Raw genomic sequence first — 17,649 nt, forward strand, 5'->3', positions numbered from 1 at the left:
TCGAGCCGGGGCGACGGGGACGCACGAAGTTTCGATTCCGAATGGCTCGGAATTCCATCATCGCGATTTCGAGTGATCACCGCTCGGGCTTGTACCCCAGGCGCACTTCGACGAGCGCGGAAAAGCGAACATTGCCCACCGCACTCGCCCATGCGTTCACCCAGCGAGTAGCGAGCGTCTTCTCAACTTCCGAATCGGCGTGCATCAGACGGTCGGTCGCAAGTCGCAGGCGACCCAACGCATATTGCTTGCGCGTGCATTCCAGGCACCGGAACGAGGCATCTTTATGCATCGCTGACGAGTGAAGGAAGTGGCGGGTGGCGAGGTAGATACTACCTTAGTGAAGGATCCGCCTGGCGATTACCCAAAGAGGCTGCCTCGGCGTCTTCCTCGATTCGTTCCCGGACTGTAGCGGCAACGGTTACAGAGACCCCGGGCCGTTGGAGGCATGTGAGCGACAAGATTGCTAGAAGCGGTGCTTGAGACCGACGGCCACGACGACCTGCTTGTTGCCCGTAGCCGGATTGAGCGTATAGACTCCAGCGTCGAATACCGGAATGCCGTTGCCACCCCCGACGCGCTGATAGACCCCTTCGATGTACACATCTGTACGCGCCGACAGTAGGTAATCAGCCTGCGCCATAACCTGATTCCAGTGCGGGAAGGCGTTGCCGGTCGTCGAATTGAACGAGGCCATCGTGTACGTATAGGACGCGCCGAGGCTCAGATTGGTTTGCAGGAAGTAGCGGCCGTTGATTTCGAAATTGTCGAACTTGATGTAGTTCCCAGCTCCGTTTGGCGGACCCGGTAGCGCGCCATTGCTCGTGCTGCCGCCGAACCAGAGGGCCGACGGGCTCTCGGTGGACGAATGCGTCCAGACAAGGCCGATTGACGACTTGCCGAACATATACTGCGCGCCTAACCCGTAGATCCGTTGCAGACCGCCAAGCGTCAACGCATCGCCGTCGCCCGTACTTACCGCGCCGGTCGCATTCGGTGAGTTCGCGTCGCGATTGATCTGCAGGTACGATGCTGCAAGATTGATCGGGCCGAACGAATAGCTGATGCCGGCACTGTATGCGTTATTGTTGGAGAATCCGCCGGCCTGGTTCGAGAATGCATACATCGCGCCGACCTTCACTCCGTGAAACGGGACACTGGCGAACTTGACCGAGTTGTTTAGCCGCATGTCGTTGTTCAGATTGTCATTGTCGTAGGGGTGCATCGCAAGATTGCCGCCAAAACCCGAACCCGTTGCGCTAAGCGGCGCGAGGTAGGTGACCATAAAGTCATATTGACGGCCGAGCGTCAGCGTGCCGTACTGACTCGCGCTCAGGCCAACCCACGCCTGGCGCCCGAAGAGATCACCGCCGTTCTTGAATGTGCCGTTCGTCGAATTGAAGCCGTTTTCCAACAGGAACACGGCGCTCAGTCCACCGCCGAGATCTTCAGTCCCACGCAGCCCCCAGCGCGGCGTGTAGACACTCCCTGCGAATTCCTGCCACTGGGAGCCGCCGCCCGCCGAGGGATTCGCGGCGTTGACCCGGGCGTCGTTGCTGTAGACAAGGCTGGTGTCGATCAAACCGTACAGCGTGACACTGCTTTGTGCGTGTGCGGCGCTGGCGACCAGCAGCGATACCGCAAGGGCAAGGCGTGAACATTTCATACGATCTCTCCGTTACGACATCAATGCGGTTACACGAAGCGATTAGTACGATTAAATAGGAGGATCAGACAGGAAGGGGCGATACCGGCAGGAGGAGCGAGTGCTCAGAGTACTTCAAAGGTGGAAGAAAATATTGTCCGTATAGTATGGAGTGCTTGTCATAAAAAATTCACCGCTCTCGAGGTGCATGCAGCGCGACTTTGAGCGGAGCGACACTACTTATCTGGTGGTAAGCGTTGCGCAAAAGCTACGTCTGTCCAGGAAGTCGCCCGTCGCGTCGACGATCACGTCGCGGCTCTGTCGCCAACCCGCTTGCGAGCGGCCATTCTTGTGAGGGAATGGGTCTGCCAGCAGCAAAGGCGACCGGTCGCCGGTCCCAGCGAACCACCCGTCATCCGGCGCCATGAACCTGTGCTGGTCCATCTCACGCATGCGAAGGATCAACGCGAAGAGATGAAGTGGCGTGACGCGGCCAATACATCATTCGCGTTCACGGCGTGTACTCCGGCGATAAGGTAGCTTGACCGTCGAGCCGTGACGTCAAAGCTCCAGCACAAAGGGGGCGGCGGAGAGTGCCTTCTTAAGTCTTCGAGCGCCGATTGAGCAAGGCTGGGTTGTGTGGCTGGGTCTTATTATTTAATTTGACATAAGATAAATTATCAACGGATTGGGTGTCAGAGCTTTATAGAAATGTCGTGTTCCGGCCTGCAGGGTGGTCACCGACACCCATCCGGTTTTGCGACGACTGAAAATTGATGACGTGAACGGCATACCGGCCTGACGGACAACCTCGCCAATAAATTGGCTCTCGAAGCCGGGACATTTTTCAGGACCGACAGGCGTGAATCTCATTTCGCTTAGGTCCAGCGTTAGCGCTTGCAATCAACCTCCTCACGTGATGCCCCAGCCGGATGAATGTGCATCCCAGACTCAAACACCACCGCGACACAACACCTGGGGCCGCCCTCGCGAATGCTGACGTTCGCGTTATGCAGCCGCGCAATCGCTGCAACGAGGCTCAGTCCGATCCCACTACCCGTGGTCGTTGTACCGGCCTGGTGCTTGGCGCGATAGAACGGCAGGAACACAAGGTCTCGTTCGGCAACCGGAATGCCGGGGCCCGTATCCCTTACTTCGACGGTTACCTTGCCGTCTCGCTGATGTAGCATCACTGTGATGGCTCCGCCCGGCGGCGTGAATTTCAACGCGTTCTCGATCAGGTTGCCGAATGCGCTAAACAGCAGGTCCGCCTCGCCGTTGACGATCGCCGGCACACACGGCAGCAGTTCAAGCGTGAGTGAGCGTTCCTCGGCAGCGGCTTCGTAGAAATCGATTACGTCATTCAGCACATCCTGCAGGTTCAGCGGGCTCTTCCTTGCGAGGACCGCTGCTTCGCCTATCTGCGCTATTCGCAAGAGCGCGGAGAAGCGCGTCATGACGATGTCGGACTGCTGCAGTGCGGTGTCGATCACCTGCTCGTAATCGGTGACACTCATGGTGCGCCGGCGCGTGGTTTCGAGGGTGCCTCGCATGCGCGTCATCGGCGTGCGCACTTCGTGTGCGATACCGGCACAGATGCCCTGAATGTCTCGAATCAGACGTTCGACTTCGTCGAGCATCGAATTCACCACGGCCGTAATGTTGTCGATGTCGTCCCCACTGCCCGACAGCGGCAGGCGATGATCGAGCCGGCCCGACGCGATTTGCTGGGTCGCCCGGCGTACATCGCGCAACCTGCGGGCTGCCGCTGCGTTCACCAGCGTACCGCTGACCATGCCGATGACGAGTACGAAGACAAGACTGCCACCCGCGATCAGCAACAACACCTTGTCGAAGTGGCCCTCTCCGTCAGTCGATCGTGCGGTGACAAGAATGCCGCCGGACGGCAAACGCACCACGACGCCGCGATAGTGACGTTGCACGTCGCCAGCCTGGTGCCCGAGGGTCGCGATGAGATTGAACGGCTTGCCGTCGACCTTGCTCGGCAGCGTCTCGAAGGCGCCGACGATATGCTCGCCGCGCGGGCTGAAGTAGCCGTATGGCCGTTTGTTCTCGGGGTCGTCCGACGTATCCATCGCAATACGCGCCGGGATTTCGTCCGGCGGCAAATGCTGGATTTGCGTCACTTTCAGAAAGAGATGTTCATCGATCTCCCCAACCGTATGCCGAATGGTGACCCAGCACAGAAGTGAAAAGAGGCCGATTGCGATCGCAGCCTGCAGGCAGAACAACAGCACGGGCGACGGCTGGCGAAACAACGAACACAGCTTATGCATGCAAGACCCACCCGGTGCCGTGCACGTTGTGAATCAGCTGCGGCAACGTTCCGTCGAGGCTGATCTTGCGCCGCAAACGCGTGATATGAATGGCGATCACGTCGCTCTGTACATCCGCGCGATAATTCCAGACTGCCTCGAACAGCATGCTGCGCGTAACGACGCTTCCTGCATGCTGGATCAGAAAGGCGAGCAGCCTGCTTTCGCGCGCCTTGAGGTTGATGACGGTGCCGCGCCGCGTGACCTGACCCGTCAACGTGTCGAGCGTCAGGTCACCGAACGTCAGCGTCGAGTCGTCGCGCCAGCCCACCGGGCGGCATCGGCGTAGTAGCACGTTGATACGCGCCGACAGTTCGTCGAAATAAAACGGCTTCACGAGATAATCGTCCGCGCCGGCATGCAGGCCCTTCACGCGCGTATCGACCTCATCGAGTGCGCTCAACAGCAGGATCGGCACCCGCTGGCCGACGTTGCGCAAGGTCGACAACACGGAAAAACCATCGATTTCCGGCAGCATGATGTCGAGCACGATGGCGTCGAAGCGCTGCGCAAGCGCCCGCGACAGACCTTGCCAGCCGGTCAGTACCTGTTCGACCGAGAAGCCGGAGTCCTCGAGCGCGCGCGTGATCTGGTCGGAGGTCGGCTTGTCGTCTTCGATCACAAGGATGTGCGACGCGTGCACATGGGCGGGCGATGGACTATCGACAGCAGGATTCATCGGATGAAAGGTTGACCGCAGTGGATGCCGACTATCGTCACGATCGTGGACAAGGCTCGGGCCATTCTAAAGACCGAACAAGTCAATTTCACTGTGCGTCGTTCAAGTCGAACGTCACCCACAGTTGCTTCAACAGTGTCTTGCCAGCAAGCTCAGCGGCGGGTTTAGGGTACACGGCGTCGTGTACCGCCGCGAGCGCGGCGCGGTCGAGCAGGCCGACGCCGCTCGATACGATGACCCGCACATCCGACACCGCCCCATCGCGCCAGGTAAAAGCCACTCGCGTGCGTCCGCTCACGCCTTCTATACGAGCGGACTCCGGGTAGCGCAACGCGGACTGGATGGCGGTCCGCAACGCGGCATCGAAGCTCCGATCCACGGCTCCCGTCGGCGCCGCGGCCGATTGCGGCGGCGGCGGTGGCGCGGGCGGAGCCGGATCGGTCGCCGTTTCGCCGGGCAGCGCAGCCGGCGGAGCGACCGGCGTGACCGGCGGTGTGGCCCGAGCAACCGGCTGCGGCGGGCTGACGTGATGCACGGGCACGACGCGTGGATGCACGACGGGCTGGCGCACTGGCGGCACAACCGGCTTCGCGACGGGCGCCTTCGGTGTCGGCGTAGGCGCCGCCACCGGCGTGGCTGCCAGCGCCGGTGCGAGCGTCAGCGTCGTGACGGTGGGTGGCGGCGGTGGCGGCGGCGCCTTTTTTGAAAGCAACCCGAATGCGCCTGCGAGTATTAATGCCTCGACGATGAATGCAAGGGGAGCCGCGCGATTGAGACCGAGGTGCGCACGAGGCGCCTTGCCCGACGTTACGCCCAGTGCGGGTACTGTCGACATATCACCTCTGCTCGGGTTGCGCGGCCATGGAAATCTGCGTCACGCCGGCGGCGCGGCACGCGTCCATCACCGTCACCAGCTTTTGCAGCCGGGTTTCCTTCGAACCCGCCACCGTCACCACCAGGTGTGCCGGATCCGGCTTCGACTGCAGCAACTGGGTCAGCTGCGCCGGACTCAGTTGCTGGCCGTCCACCGACAGCGAGCCATCCGGCTGCATCGTCACCGTCACCTTCGGCGGCGGCAGTTCCTGAGCCGTCGAACTCGACGGCAACGTAGTGCGCAGCCCTGCGTTCGGAATCATGTGCAGCGTGAGCATGATGAAAAACACCAGTAGAAAGAACATGACGTCGATCATCGGGATGATCTCGATGCGCGCCTTGCGGGGGGCTTCGAAGTACTTCACCGTCATCCCCCCCTTTGGACTGCTAGCCCGGCGATACCGGCTGCCGGTGCTTCGCGCATTTCGCGTACGTCCTTCAGCGCCTCTCGCGGCACGCCTGCCAGCCGGTTAACCAGCGCGGCCTTCAGTGTCTCGAGTTGATGCATCAGCGTACGCACGCGGTTCTGCAGCGCATTGAAGAACACGAGGCCGAACATCGCCACGAACAGGCCCGAAGCCGTCGCCACCAGCGCCTCGGCGACCCCGCCCGTGACCTGGGTCGGCGCATTGCCAGGGTTCGACAGCACCTGGAACGCGTTGAACATCCCGACGATGGTGCCGAACAGGCCGAGCAGCGGCGCCAGCGTGACGACGGTGTCGAGCACCCACAGGAAGCGATCGACGCGCGGAGCTTCGCGCATGACCGTCTCCTCGAGCGACGAGTCGAGGTCTTCACGCGACGCACGGCCCGCGAGGTGGGCCGCTGCGGTCAGCACGCGTTCGGCCGGCTGACCGGAGAATTTCGCTGCGCAAGTCACGAGCTTCGATGCATCGAGCGTATCGACGGCATCGATCTGCTTGAGCGCCATCCGGGTGCTGCCCGTCGCGCGGTGCAGGAACGACAGCCGTTCGATGATGACGGTGAGTGCAACAAAGAGCATGAAGACGATGACGTAAAGCACACCGCCCGAATCGCTCGCCAAGTGGGTGAATTGAGTGATATTCATCGCTATGTCCGCCTGGAATTAGAAGTCGACCTGCACCGTGCCGAACACCGAACGTCCTGCTTGCGTCCAGTAGAGCGGCGTCTTCTCGGCATCTGCGCCGAAGCCGAAGAACCCGTCGATCCCCGTCCGGTTAAAGATATTGTCGATTTGCAGGCCGAGGCGCACGTCGTGGACCATGGATGACGCAGGCCTGAACGTGTAACCGATGGCGAGATCCGACTGGGCAAAACCGCCAATCGGGATCTGGTTGCCCGTGGTGCCGTACTGCCGGCCGATGAACTTCGTGATGAACGAGCCGGTCAGCGGTCCGCGTTCATAGAGCAGGCCCGCTGCGGCCGTCCTGTTCGGCGTGAACGGCATCCAGGAGTTGTTGCTGTTCTGCTTCGCCGAGTTGAACGTCAGGTTTCCGTACACGCTGAAGCCGAGCCCCGCGTAGTACGTCGCTTCCGTTTCGACGCCCTTGTAGGTCGCCGCGCCGGCATTCGAGAAAAACGTGTTTCCGCCGATGTTCGTGCTCGTCACCTCATTGGCGAATTTGATGTAGTACAGGTCGGCGGCAAGCGTCAGACGGTCGGTCGTATAGGTCGTGCCAATCTGGTAGTTATCCGTTTCCTGGGGATCAGGCTGGCTGCTGGACGTCAGGTTAGGAATCTGAAACGTATTCAGGTTCGGTGCGAGAAAGCCTTTCGCATACTGGGCGTAAGCGCTCCAGTGCGGATTGATCGTCTCGTGAATCTGCACCGAGGGCAGCACCTTCGTCCACGTCTGGCCGAAGTCAGCCGGCAAGCCCGAGCCCTGGTTCAGGGACGCATAGAGGTCACGGCGGAACACCACGTATTTCACGCCGGGTGTGACCGTAAAGCCGTACGGCAGCTTCCACGCGTACTGGATGTACGGCTGGAAAGTGGCCAGCGTGTCGTTCATCGAGAACAACGGCGAAACGAACGCGAAGTTCTGGGTGGCGTTCGCGTTGAACCGGGAGCGCAAGTTGGTCTGGTAGTTGAACCAGGCGCCCATCTCGAGCGTACCAGGGCCGATCTCTCGCTGGGTGCGCAGCACGTCACCCCAGGCCCGGTAGTTGTTGACCTGCTCCTGGCCGGCCACGTTGCCTTCAGGAAGGAACGGGCCCTTCGGTCCAAATGCGTTGTACGGCAGACTGCTGTTCGGCGACACTCCCTGGAAGCCGGTGTGGTAGTACCCGTAGGTATAAAGCTTGTTGTCGATCTCCCACTGCGCGAGCCTCGTCTGGACGCCAATGTACTCGAAGTCGGTATCGACATCGTCGACGTTAAAGCCCGCATACGCCTGGCTCAGCGGGTTGCTGGAGAGACCATAGTTCGGGCCGAACTCCGCAATCTGCTCCGCGGAGGAGCCAAACGGCGTGTTCTGATGGATCTTGTTGACGCTGGTGAACAACGTGAGCACCGTATTGTCGCCAAGCGGTTTTTCGAACTTGAAGTACGCGTTCTGACGACGCTGCGCGGCGCCGGTCAGATAACCGTCGCTGTGGCTTTGCGTGTAGCCGAACGTCGCGCGCGCGTCACCGAGCTGCTGCAGATCGCCGGTGTTGAGCTCGGCGCCGGCGAGCCACGTGTTGAAGCTGCCATACGTGCCGAGCAGCGAAGCCGACGCGGTCATCGACGGGATCAACGACGTCATCGCGACCGTACCGCCGAACGTGGCGTAGCCGATTTGCGAAGCGTCGCCCGGGCCACGATCGACGGTGATGTTATGGATCACCTGAGACGAGAAGAACGACGTCGAGTGGTGCGTGAAGTTGTTCGCGTCACCGAACGGGATGCCGTCGAACGTCACGTTGTACTGCCCGTCCTGAAAGCCGCGAATGGACACGGTGGGCGACTCCATCAAGCCAGGACCGTTCGGCGAGATGCTCGAAACGCTCGGCGCGATGTTCATGATGTCGGTGTAGTTTGACGTCGGCGCGGTGCTGTTCTTTATGTAGTGCTCGCTGATCGTCGACTGCGGCTCGGTGGCCGTGAGTGAGCCTTGCGTCGGCGCCTGCGCGGGGGCAGTCTGCACGTTCTTTATTGCGCTGAGCGCCGCCGACGCTGTGGCCGTACTCTGCACGGAGCCGAGATCAGTGACCTCCTGCGCATGGGAAAGCTGGGCACCGGACGTGCACAGTGTGGCCAGAACGAACTGCGTTAATGGTCTCATGCGGAACTGCGAAAGTAGCTGTTGCATATTGTTACGCCCTTGCTTTCCGATACTGATTCGTTATCCGAAATTAATTTGATGACGCCATTCTTTAAAACTACGCGTTGGTGGAAGGTACCTCACCTGCCGCCTTCCGCCTCTTTAATGCACTTGCGTGTTACTGCAGATCAGTCCGCGACCTTGTAGATCTCGAGACCCGCCTCGGGCGCCGCAGTCCGGGTATGTGGAATGTAGAGCTGATTCAGGCTCGGGACCAGCACCGAGGTCTTGCCGCCGTGCGTATCGACGCGCGCGATTTCGTGATAGTGGTCGGCGTCGTCCTGCTGGTAGGCCGTCAGGCCTTGGGTGGCGCTGACGTAGATGCGCTTCGTCCGTGCGTCGTAAGTCATGTCATCGCCCCCCTCCGTGCAGTCGTAGGTCGCGACCCTCGCACCGGTGTCGGAGTTGAGAACGAACAGCTTGCCCGGCTTCTTGTCGGCCACGAACAGGCGGTGGTTTTTCGCGTCGAATGCCATCGGCGTGTTCATCGTGAGGCCCGGTACCGTCCAGATTCGCACGAGTGCATTCCTGTTCAGATCGATGACGCCGATCGTGGACTTGTCGCGGATATTTACGAACATGCGGCGGGTTGTCTGGTCGATCGTCATCGAATGGAGACTGCCCGCGTCGATCGGGATCTCGCCTTTGTTCGAGAGATCTTCGGTCGAGATGATGTGAATGATCGAATGGGTCGGGTGGTCGTCCGGTGCACTCGCGACGAGATACACATACCTGGTCTTCGGGTCATAGCTGGCGGAATCCGGTGCGCCGTCGAAACCGATCCGCCTGATCAGATGCAGATCCTTCCCATCGAGAACCTTGAGCGCGTGGTCGCCGCCGTCGGCCACGAACAGTTCGTTTTTCGCGACGTTAATTCCGAGCGAATGAGGCGTGGTAACCGGACCGCCACTCATCAGATGCTCACCGGTCTTGAGATTGAACACGTCGATCGAATGGTGGTTTTCCACCGACACGTAGAGGCGGTTGCGCTTGAGGTCAACGGCGAAATGATCGAAATCGCCGTCGGTGATGTCGGGCAACGGGATGGTCTTGATCAGCTTGACCGGTTCGTCGGGCGTCGCGGCATGGGCTGCCGTCCCGAACAGGAAGGTAAGTGCGACTGCGGTACCACTGAGAGCCTGACTGAGTTTCAATTGACTAGTCTCGCAACTATCTGCATGCCGCACAACGCGCGGCGCAATGTTGCGGATCCCAACGTGACATGCACCGTCCGGTATCCGCATCCCGATTGAAAATGTGAACGTCGTGAAGGGAGGTCTTCATTCCGTTCGCATAACAGGGCGGATCATGTGCGTGGCGTGTGAATCTGTCGGGACTCGAAAATTACAAGATGGACGGAAGCCCTGGCTAGTTGAGAAATCGCCCGCATCGCTTTCTTCAGACTTATCCGGTCGTTCACCGACCACCTCCCCTCTTCCTGAATAACGGCTCTGCCAATCTTGTAATGTTTGAGCCCCGGCAGATTCACATGTCACGGTCACTATCAGTCCCGGTACGTGAGCGAACGGACGCTCGCTCCGGCCATTCGGGTTGAGCCGTATCGCAGCGGAGTCAATCCACTGCGCGCTCATATTCGCCATCACATCGCTGGCGCCGTGGCTATTTTTATCTTTGCGCGAAAGACCAGCCACGACCGGCTAACTCCGCGCACGACATTCAGGTAGCAAAAGACGCATCTATGTCTGAGCAACATCCCGTTGTGCCAATTGGTGGTACCGAGGGTACCGATTGCCGTTCCCTTCCAGGATGGATTCGTTCGTGTTCGGCCTATGCATTCGCACCGCTGCTGCTCGGTTGGTTGACGGCTTGCTCACTCGTGCCGACCTGGCATCGTCCCGATATGCCGATGGCGCAAAGCTGGGACGGCGCGGCCCGGTTATCGCTTGCCGATGCGGTCACGGTCAGGAGCGGATGGTGGCGGAACTATCAGGACTCGCAACTGAATGCGCTGGTCGAACGCAGCCTGCAGAACAATTTTTCGCTCGCGTCGGCCCTGGCGAGCGTGAACCTCGCCCGCGCCAATGCGCAGACGGCCGGTGCGCCGCTCTATCCGAACGTCTCGCTAGGCGGCACGTTGACGCGTAATTACAAGAGTTCCAGTTCGTCAGGCCCCGACAACGCGAATTCGTCGAGCGCTGGCCAGAGCCTATTTGCCGAAGCCAGCTACGAGATCGACTTCTGGGGGCTCAATTCGGCCAATGCCAACGCCGCGCGGATGCTCGCGCGAGCGTCGGAATTCGATCGCGACACCGTGGCATTGACGTTGACCGCGTCCGTCACGGATACCTATTTCCAGATCCAGAGCTTGCGGCAGAGGCTGAAGCTTGCGCGTGCCATCGAGCACAATGCGCATCACATCCTCGACTTGCTGCTGGCCCAGCAGCAGGCCGGCGTCGCGACACAACTCCAGATCGAGCAGCAGCGCAATGCGCTGGCCACGTTCCAGGCCGCGATCCCCGCGCTGCAGCAGCAACTTGAAACCGGCATGCATCTGCTTGCGACGCTGGAGGGTGAGACGCCCGAGCAGTTCGTCATCGGCGACGCAAAGATCGACGCGATTCCGATTCCGCAACCACGCCCGAATGCGCCGGCGACCTTGCTGGAAACGCGCCCGGATATCCGCTCGAAAGAAGCCCAATTGAAGTCGGAAAACTACAGCGTGGGCGCAGCGCGCGCGGCGTTCCTGCCGAATATCGTGCTGACCGCGGACGGCGGCCTGAGCAGCGACACGCTCTCGCGTTTTCTGTCGAGCCCGTACAGCAGTCTCGCGGCAGTGCTCGCCGGGCCGCTTCTGGATAACGGCGCATTGCGCGGGCAACTGCATGCGAATCAGGCTGCGTTCGCGAAGGCGACCGCTGACTATCGCCAGACCGTGGTCTCCGCGTTGCAGGATGTCGAGGATTCGCTGAGTGCGCAGCAGCAGGGAGCATTGGCGGAAACAGCGCAGCAAGCCGCCGCCGGCGCGGCTCGCAAAGCAGCGGTAATCGCGCAGGCGCAGTACGAGGGCGGCACGATCGACTTCCTGAGCGTGCTGGATGCACAACGTACCCTCTATCAAGCCCAGGACGCACTCGCGCAGGCACGCCTGCAGCGTCTGCAGGCATCGGTGAGCGTCTTTCGGGCCTTCGGCGGCGGCGCCGGAATCACCACCGACACGCCAATTCCCTTAGCTGCAATTTCATCATCCGTCTCTCATTGAATTTCAGATTCCTAATGAACTCTCCGGCAGATCCCCTGGCGTCGCCTCCGTGGCGTACGCGCCGCCCTTTGTTCGCGTGGACCGGTGGCGTCGCGCTCGTGGTAGCACTGAGCTGGTGGATATGGCCGAAACACGCGGCCGTTGCCCAGGCTGCGGCGGTGCCCGTCGATGCGGGCTATCTGGTACGGATGGATTTCCCGATCCGGGTCCCGTCGGTAGGTACGGTTCAGGCGCTCAACACGGTCGATGTCAAAGTCCGTGTCGATGGACAGGTGCAGCGCATCGCCTTCAACGAAGGCCAGGACGTCAGCGCCGGCCAGTTGCTCGCACAACTCGACCAGGGGCCGCTGACCGCGCAACTCCATCAGGCCGAAGCGGCTCAGCGCAAGGATGAGGCAAGCCTCAGCAATGCCCGGCTTGACCTTGCGCGCTACAGCAAGCTTGTTGGACTTGGGGCGGCGACTACGCAAGGCGTCGATACCGCGCGTGCCCAGGTCGAATCGCTCGCCGCGACCGTCGCGGCCGATGCAGCGCTGGTGCAAAGCGACCGGCTGCAACTCGGTTTCACCACGCTGCGCGCACCGTTCGCTGGACGCGTCGGGGTGCGCGAAGCCGACATCGGTCAGGTAGTCCATCCGACTGATACGACCGGCATTGTGACTGTCACCCAGATGGATCCGATCACCGTGGTGTTCTCGGTCCCGCAGGACGTGCTTCCCGACGTGCTCGCGCGTCAGGCCGGCGACGCGCTGCCGGTCAACGTCACGCCGCGTACCGGCGACGCCGTTCTGGCGCAAGGCTCGCTGGTCTTTATCGACAGCCGCGTCGATCCGGCGACCGGCCAGATCCAGCTGAAGGCATCGTTCACCAACCGCGACCGCAAGCTGTGGCCCGGCGAACTGGTGAATACACGGATCCTGCTGCACACCGACTACCAGCGTCTTGCGGTACCGGAGCGCGCGATCGTCAACAGTCAGTCCGGCACGCAACTCTACGTCCTCGACAAGGACGGCCACGCACAACTGAGGCCAGTGAAAACCGGCCACAGTGTCGATGGCATGACCGAGATCGACGCCGGTGTCGGTACCGGCGATCTGATCGTGTTCGACGGGCAAAGCCGGCTTGATCCCGGCACGCACGCGGCTGCGAACATCGTCGCGGCGACTGCGCAGCCGGCAGCCGTCCCCTCTGTCACCCCCATTCAATAAGGCAGCGCCTCATGAGCCTGCTCGAGTTTTTCATCCAGCGACGCATCGCCACCGGTTTCCTCGCGCTCGGCGTGCTGCTGCTCGGCGTCGTCTCCTATTGGCTGCTGCCGGTCGCGGCACTGCCCCAGGTCGATTTCCCGACGATCCAGATTTTCGCCCAGCTGCCCGGCGCGAGCGCGGAGACCATGGCGAGTACGGTCGCGTCGCCGATCGAATCGCAGTTGTCGAATATTCCCGGCATCACCGAAATGACCTCGTCCAGTTCGCTCGGGACGACGTCGATCACGGTCCAGTTCGACCTGTCGCGCAACATCGACGGTGCCGCGCAAGACGTGCAGACGGCCATCAATGACGCCGGCGGCATGCTGCCCAGGAACCTGCCCAACCCGCCGACTTACGAAAAGAGCAATCCCGCCAATTTCACGCTGCTGTCGCTCGCGCTGACTTCGCCGTCACTGCCACTCACCGAACTCGACCGCTACTCGGAGGATTATCTTGCCCGGGAAATCTCGCAGATGCCGGGTGTCGGTCTCGTCGATTTCAACGGGCTGCAGCGCCCCGCAGTGCGCATCCGTATCGATCCCGACAAGCTCGCCGCGCGCGGCCTGACGCTCGAGGACGTGCGCTCGATCGTCGGCGTGGAAACCGTCAACGCGCCCAAAGGCAGCCTGAATGGTCCGAACCGCTCGGTCGTGTTCAACGCCACCGATCAGCTGACGACGGCGGCCCAGTATCGCGGCCTCGTCGTCGCCTACAAGAACGGCGCGCCGGTGCGCCTCGAAGACCTTGGCACCGTGATCGACGCCACCGAGGACACGCACCAGGCCGCATGGTTGCAGAACGAGCGCGCAATCATCATCGATATCCACAAGCAGCCGGGCTACAACGTTCTCGCGACCATCCACAGCATCGAGGCCCGTTTGCCGGCGCTGGAGGCGTCGCTCCCCGCGGCGGCTCATGTGCATGTCGTCGGGGACCGCACGCAGACGATCAATACCTCGCTGTATGACGTGCAACTCACGCTGACGCTGACGGTCGCGCTGGTCGTCATGGTGATTTTCGCGTTCGTGCGCAACGTGTGGGCGACCGTGATCCCGAGCCTGACGATTCCGCTGTCGCTGGTGGCCACCTTTGCCGTGATGTATCTGCTAGGTTTCAGCCTGAACAACCTGTCGTTGATGGGGCTCACCATTGCCGTGGGATTTGTGGTCGACGATGCGATCGTGGTCATCGAGAACGTGATGCGGCATATCGAAGCCGGCGTGCCACGCATGCGGGCCGCGCTGCTCGGTGTGCGCGAGGTGCGCTCGACTGTCATATCGATGACGATTTCGCTGATCGCGGTATTCATCCCGATTCTGCTGATGGGCGGCCTGGTCGGGCGGCTGTTCCGGGAATTCGCGATTACGGTCAGTGCCGCGGTCGTCATGTCGTGCATCGTATCGCTGACCGTCACCCCGATGTTGTGCGGCTGGCTGATTCGCGGGTCCGCTAGCGATCGGCTTCGCGAGAGCCGGCTCGTGCGCGCACTGGAAAGCGCCTTCGTCGCGATGGAGCGGTGCTATGAGCGCGGACTCGACTGGGTCTTGCAGCACCAGAAAACCATGCTCGGAGTGACGATTGCGACCGTGCTTGCGACCGGGGCGTTGTTCGTGCAGATCCCGAAGGGGTTCTTTCCCGAGGAGGATTCGGGCTTGATCCAGGCGACCCCGGAAGCCGCGCCGGACATCTCGCCGCAAGCGATGGCCATCAAGATCCAGCAACTCGGCCATATCGTCGAAGCCGACCCGGCGGTCGATAACGTCTACTACTGGATCTCGGCGGATCCTACGGTAAGCGAAGCTCACATGATGATCAACCTGAAGCCCGTCAATGAGCGCACTGCCACCGCCGCCCAGGTGATACGCCGGCTCAAGCCCAAGCTCGCGACGGTGATCGGTGTGTCGGTGACGATGCACGTTCGGCAAGACATTCAGGTCGGCGCCCGCGCGAGTGCGGCGCAGTATCAATACACATTGCAGGGCCCCGACATCAAGGAATTGAGCCACTGGTCGCAAGTGCTGACCCAGCGCCTCTCCGCACTGCCGGAACTGGCCGACGTCACGTCCGATCAACAGGCTTCGGCCACCAGTACCACGCTGGTCATCGATCGCGATACGGCCGCGCGGTTCGGCATTACCGCGCAGGCCATCGACGATACGATGTATGACGCGTTCGGCCAGCGCCAGATTGCGACACTCTATACGCCATCGGACCAGTATCACGTCATCGAGGAAGTCGACCCGCAATTCCAGTTGACGACAGCAGCGCTGGCCCACCTTTATGTGCGTTCGCCGCTGACCAGCCAGCTGGTGCCTTTGAACACCCTGGTGACGCTCGCCAACGGTGTATCGCCCGCTTCCGTGAACCATCAAGGCTTATCCCCGGCGGTGACCATTTCGTTCAATCTTGCGCCTGGGCAATCGCTGGGTGCCGCAATCGCGGCCATCCGCCACGCCGAGGCCGCCGTCCACAAGCCCGATGCCGTGATCGGCACCTTCCAGGGCACGGCCCAGGCTTTCCAGGCGTCGCTGCATAGCGAGCCGTATCTGATCCTGGCGGCGCTGGTTGTCGTCTATCTGGTGCTGGGCATACTTTACGAAAGCGCGATCCACCCGTTGACGATCATCTCGACGCTGCCGTCCGCCGGCGTGGGGGCGCTGTTCACGCTGATGTTGTTCGGCGAGGATCTGTCGATCATGGCGATGGTGGGCATCGTTTTGCTGATCGGTATCGTCAAGAAGAACGCGATCATGATGATCGACTTTGCCCTGGTGGCCGAGCGGGAACAAGGCATGTCGCCCACGGCCGCGATCCGCCAGGCCTGCGTGCAGCGTTTTCGCCCCATCATGATGACGACGCTGGCGGCCCTGTTCGGCTCGTTGCCGCTGGCGCTGGGACAGGGTGCGGGCGCCGAATTGCGCGTGCCCCTGGGGATAGCGATCGTCGGCGGCCTGGTCTTCTCGCAAATGCTGACGCTCTTCACCACGCCGGTAGTCCACCTCTGGTTCGGCAGATTGGCAAACTGGATCGCTGCGAAACGGCGGGCTGCCACGTCAGAGATGGCCGCGGAAAATCAGACAGCCGGATAAGCAGGGTCACCCGGCGGACCACCGCTTGCCTGGCGTGCTTTATTCTTTCCGTTTTCTGAAGTCGCCCGGGCCCAGAGGATGCGCGAGCTCATAGCTGCGCAAGCCATCGTCCCGCGAGGTCATTCCGACATAGCCCAGCTCGCGGCGTGCGGCGGCATCGCTCACGTTGAATTCCCGCCCGATCATGCGCACCCGTGAGCGCGACAGGGGTGGGTCTCAGGGAGCGCCGGCGATGAACGCAACTGGGACGATCACGATGACGATGCGTGAAGCGGATCGGCTGAAGGTCATCGAGGCGGTGACCGACGGACGGCTCAAACCGGGCAAGGCCGCCGAACGGCTGGGCCTGACGGTGCGCCAGGTCGAGCCGCATTCCTACCCTGCCATTCGTTACTTGAAGTCGCTATGGCGAACCGCCATTCGCACCCGCCGCGGTATCCAGTGCGTTGAGTGGAACGCTGACCGCGAGCCGCTCGATGCCGTTCGTTGGCCTTCGGCCATTTAACTGGCGCGATGTCCTGTAGTGAATGTATGAGCGCGATGGCAGCAGCAAGGGTAAGGCAAAACGGCCGTCCGCATGAGCCTGATGTCCCTGGAATGTCGACGCTCCGCGAGAAGACGATTTCCCCTCCATGCCGTTTATTGCGGCAGACAGAAAATTTCCACACAGTATCTTATCCAGGCAAACGGCAATCGAATGCAGTCCAGTTGCACTCCGTGAGTAGAACCGCTCTTTTATTTTTGCAAGCTGTGTCCAATGTCGGAAGATGAGACGCGCAGCGAAGATTGTATGCCCGTCCAGTACAACACGATTGCCATCTTTGGAATATCTATGGTGCAGCGGCAAATTACTCATCCCATTATTGCGAGTTGCTAAATTCTCGCTTGTCATGCGAATCCGAGGAGCGGCCGCATATCGTTTCGAAGGCGACCGGCCTTTTTCAGGCAAGCACTAGCCCGTAAAGTTAACGCAATCTATTCCTGGAATAATCTAAAACGAAGCGGTATGCGTTTAAACGGAGACTAGACAATTTCGCTGATTTTCAGGGAGGGGATATGTGATACAAAACGAGCGCTCGGTGAGTGACGGCGAAACGAACGAATACTCATTTATTACACGAGTGTTCATCCATCTTCAAAGCTGGAGCCAGGAGCTTGTCTGGAACAGCCCCCTGAAAGTCCGGACACAGTCTCCCACTTACAATAGCGGGTAGGCATAAGACTGTGTATATGACTAACAACAAGAACGAAGTGATGGAAGTGTTGACGGG

Annotated in this window: 14 protein-coding genes; 4 read left to right on the forward strand and 10 right to left on the reverse strand. The window is 60.9% G+C overall.

Annotated elements, in window-relative coordinates; translation table 11 throughout:
- Positions 1–76 precede the first annotated feature (76 nt).
- From HV796_RS45525 to HV796_RS33945, 9 genes are all read right to left on the reverse strand, one after another.
- The gene (locus HV796_RS45525) at positions 77–205 is read right to left on the reverse strand and encodes a hypothetical protein (protein ID WP_281369933.1); all 129 of its coding nucleotides are present in this window, start codon (positions 203–205) and stop codon (positions 77–79) included.
- Between the two features lie 261 nt (positions 206–466).
- Entirely contained in the window at positions 467–1,666 is a 1,200-nt protein-coding gene (locus tag HV796_RS33910) for a porin (protein WP_175232266.1), read from the reverse strand.
- A gap of 869 nt (positions 1,667–2,535) precedes the next feature.
- Positions 2,536–3,942 (reverse strand): sensor histidine kinase, encoded by a 1,407-nt coding sequence (locus tag HV796_RS33915; RefSeq protein WP_175232267.1) that lies wholly within the window; start codon positions 3,940–3,942, stop codon positions 2,536–2,538.
- The gene (locus HV796_RS33920; protein ID WP_175232268.1) at positions 3,935–4,660 is read right to left on the reverse strand and encodes a response regulator transcription factor; all 726 of its coding nucleotides are present in this window, start codon (positions 4,658–4,660) and stop codon (positions 3,935–3,937) included. Before HV796_RS33920 ends, HV796_RS33915 begins: the two co-directional genes overlap by 8 nt.
- Positions 4,661–4,748: 88 nt before the next feature.
- Positions 4,749–5,495, reverse strand: coding sequence for an energy transducer TonB (locus HV796_RS45530; RefSeq protein WP_175232269.1), 747 nt, complete (start codon positions 5,493–5,495; stop codon positions 4,749–4,751).
- Position 5,496: 1 nt separating this feature from the next.
- On the reverse strand, positions 5,497–5,904 hold the full coding sequence (locus HV796_RS33930; RefSeq protein ID WP_377693126.1) for an ExbD/TolR family protein: 408 nt from the start codon (positions 5,902–5,904) through the stop codon (positions 5,497–5,499).
- On the reverse strand, positions 5,901–6,602 hold the full coding sequence (locus HV796_RS33935; RefSeq protein ID WP_175232271.1) for a MotA/TolQ/ExbB proton channel family protein: 702 nt from the start codon (positions 6,600–6,602) through the stop codon (positions 5,901–5,903). Before HV796_RS33935 ends, HV796_RS33930 begins: the two co-directional genes overlap by 4 nt.
- Positions 6,603–6,620: 18 nt before the next feature.
- Positions 6,621–8,780, reverse strand: a complete 2,160-nt coding sequence (locus tag HV796_RS33940) for a TonB-dependent receptor (RefSeq protein ID WP_175232272.1) — start codon at positions 8,778–8,780, stop codon at positions 6,621–6,623.
- Between the two features lie 167 nt (positions 8,781–8,947).
- Positions 8,948–9,973, reverse strand: coding sequence for a YncE family protein (locus HV796_RS33945; protein ID WP_175232273.1), 1,026 nt, complete (start codon positions 9,971–9,973; stop codon positions 8,948–8,950).
- Positions 9,974–10,518: 545 nt separating this feature from the next.
- Here HV796_RS33945 and HV796_RS33950 point away from each other — a divergent pair.
- The 3 genes from HV796_RS33950 (at position 10,519) to HV796_RS33960 (ending at position 16,378) form a co-directional block, all read left to right on the forward strand.
- A complete protein-coding gene (locus HV796_RS33950) occupies positions 10,519–12,039 on the forward strand; it encodes an efflux transporter outer membrane subunit (protein WP_281369935.1) in 1,521 nt (506 codons plus the stop codon).
- Between the two features lie 68 nt (positions 12,040–12,107).
- Complete coding sequence (locus tag HV796_RS33955; protein WP_175232275.1) at positions 12,108–13,247, forward strand: efflux RND transporter periplasmic adaptor subunit; 1,140 nt, start codon at positions 12,108–12,110, stop codon at positions 13,245–13,247.
- 11 nt (positions 13,248–13,258) lie between these two features.
- Positions 13,259–16,378, forward strand: coding sequence for an efflux RND transporter permease subunit (locus HV796_RS33960; RefSeq protein WP_175232276.1), 3,120 nt, complete (start codon positions 13,259–13,261; stop codon positions 16,376–16,378).
- A 39-nt stretch (positions 16,379–16,417) separates the two neighbouring features.
- Here HV796_RS33960 and HV796_RS45535 read toward each other — a convergent pair whose 3' ends face one another.
- Positions 16,418–16,543: a hypothetical protein gene (locus tag HV796_RS45535; protein WP_281369936.1), complete on the reverse strand. Its 126-nt coding sequence runs from the start codon at positions 16,541–16,543 to the stop codon at positions 16,418–16,420.
- 67 nt (positions 16,544–16,610) lie between these two features.
- On the opposite strand from HV796_RS45535, the gene HV796_RS33965 reads away from it, so the two are divergent.
- On the forward strand, positions 16,611–16,883 hold the full coding sequence (locus tag HV796_RS33965; RefSeq protein ID WP_175232253.1) for a hypothetical protein: 273 nt from the start codon (positions 16,611–16,613) through the stop codon (positions 16,881–16,883).
- The last annotated feature ends 766 nt before the right edge of the window (positions 16,884–17,649 follow it).

It is taken from the genome of Paraburkholderia humisilvae (genome assembly GCF_902859855.1).
GTDB lineage: Bacteria > Pseudomonadota > Gammaproteobacteria > Burkholderiales > Burkholderiaceae > Paraburkholderia > Paraburkholderia humisilvae.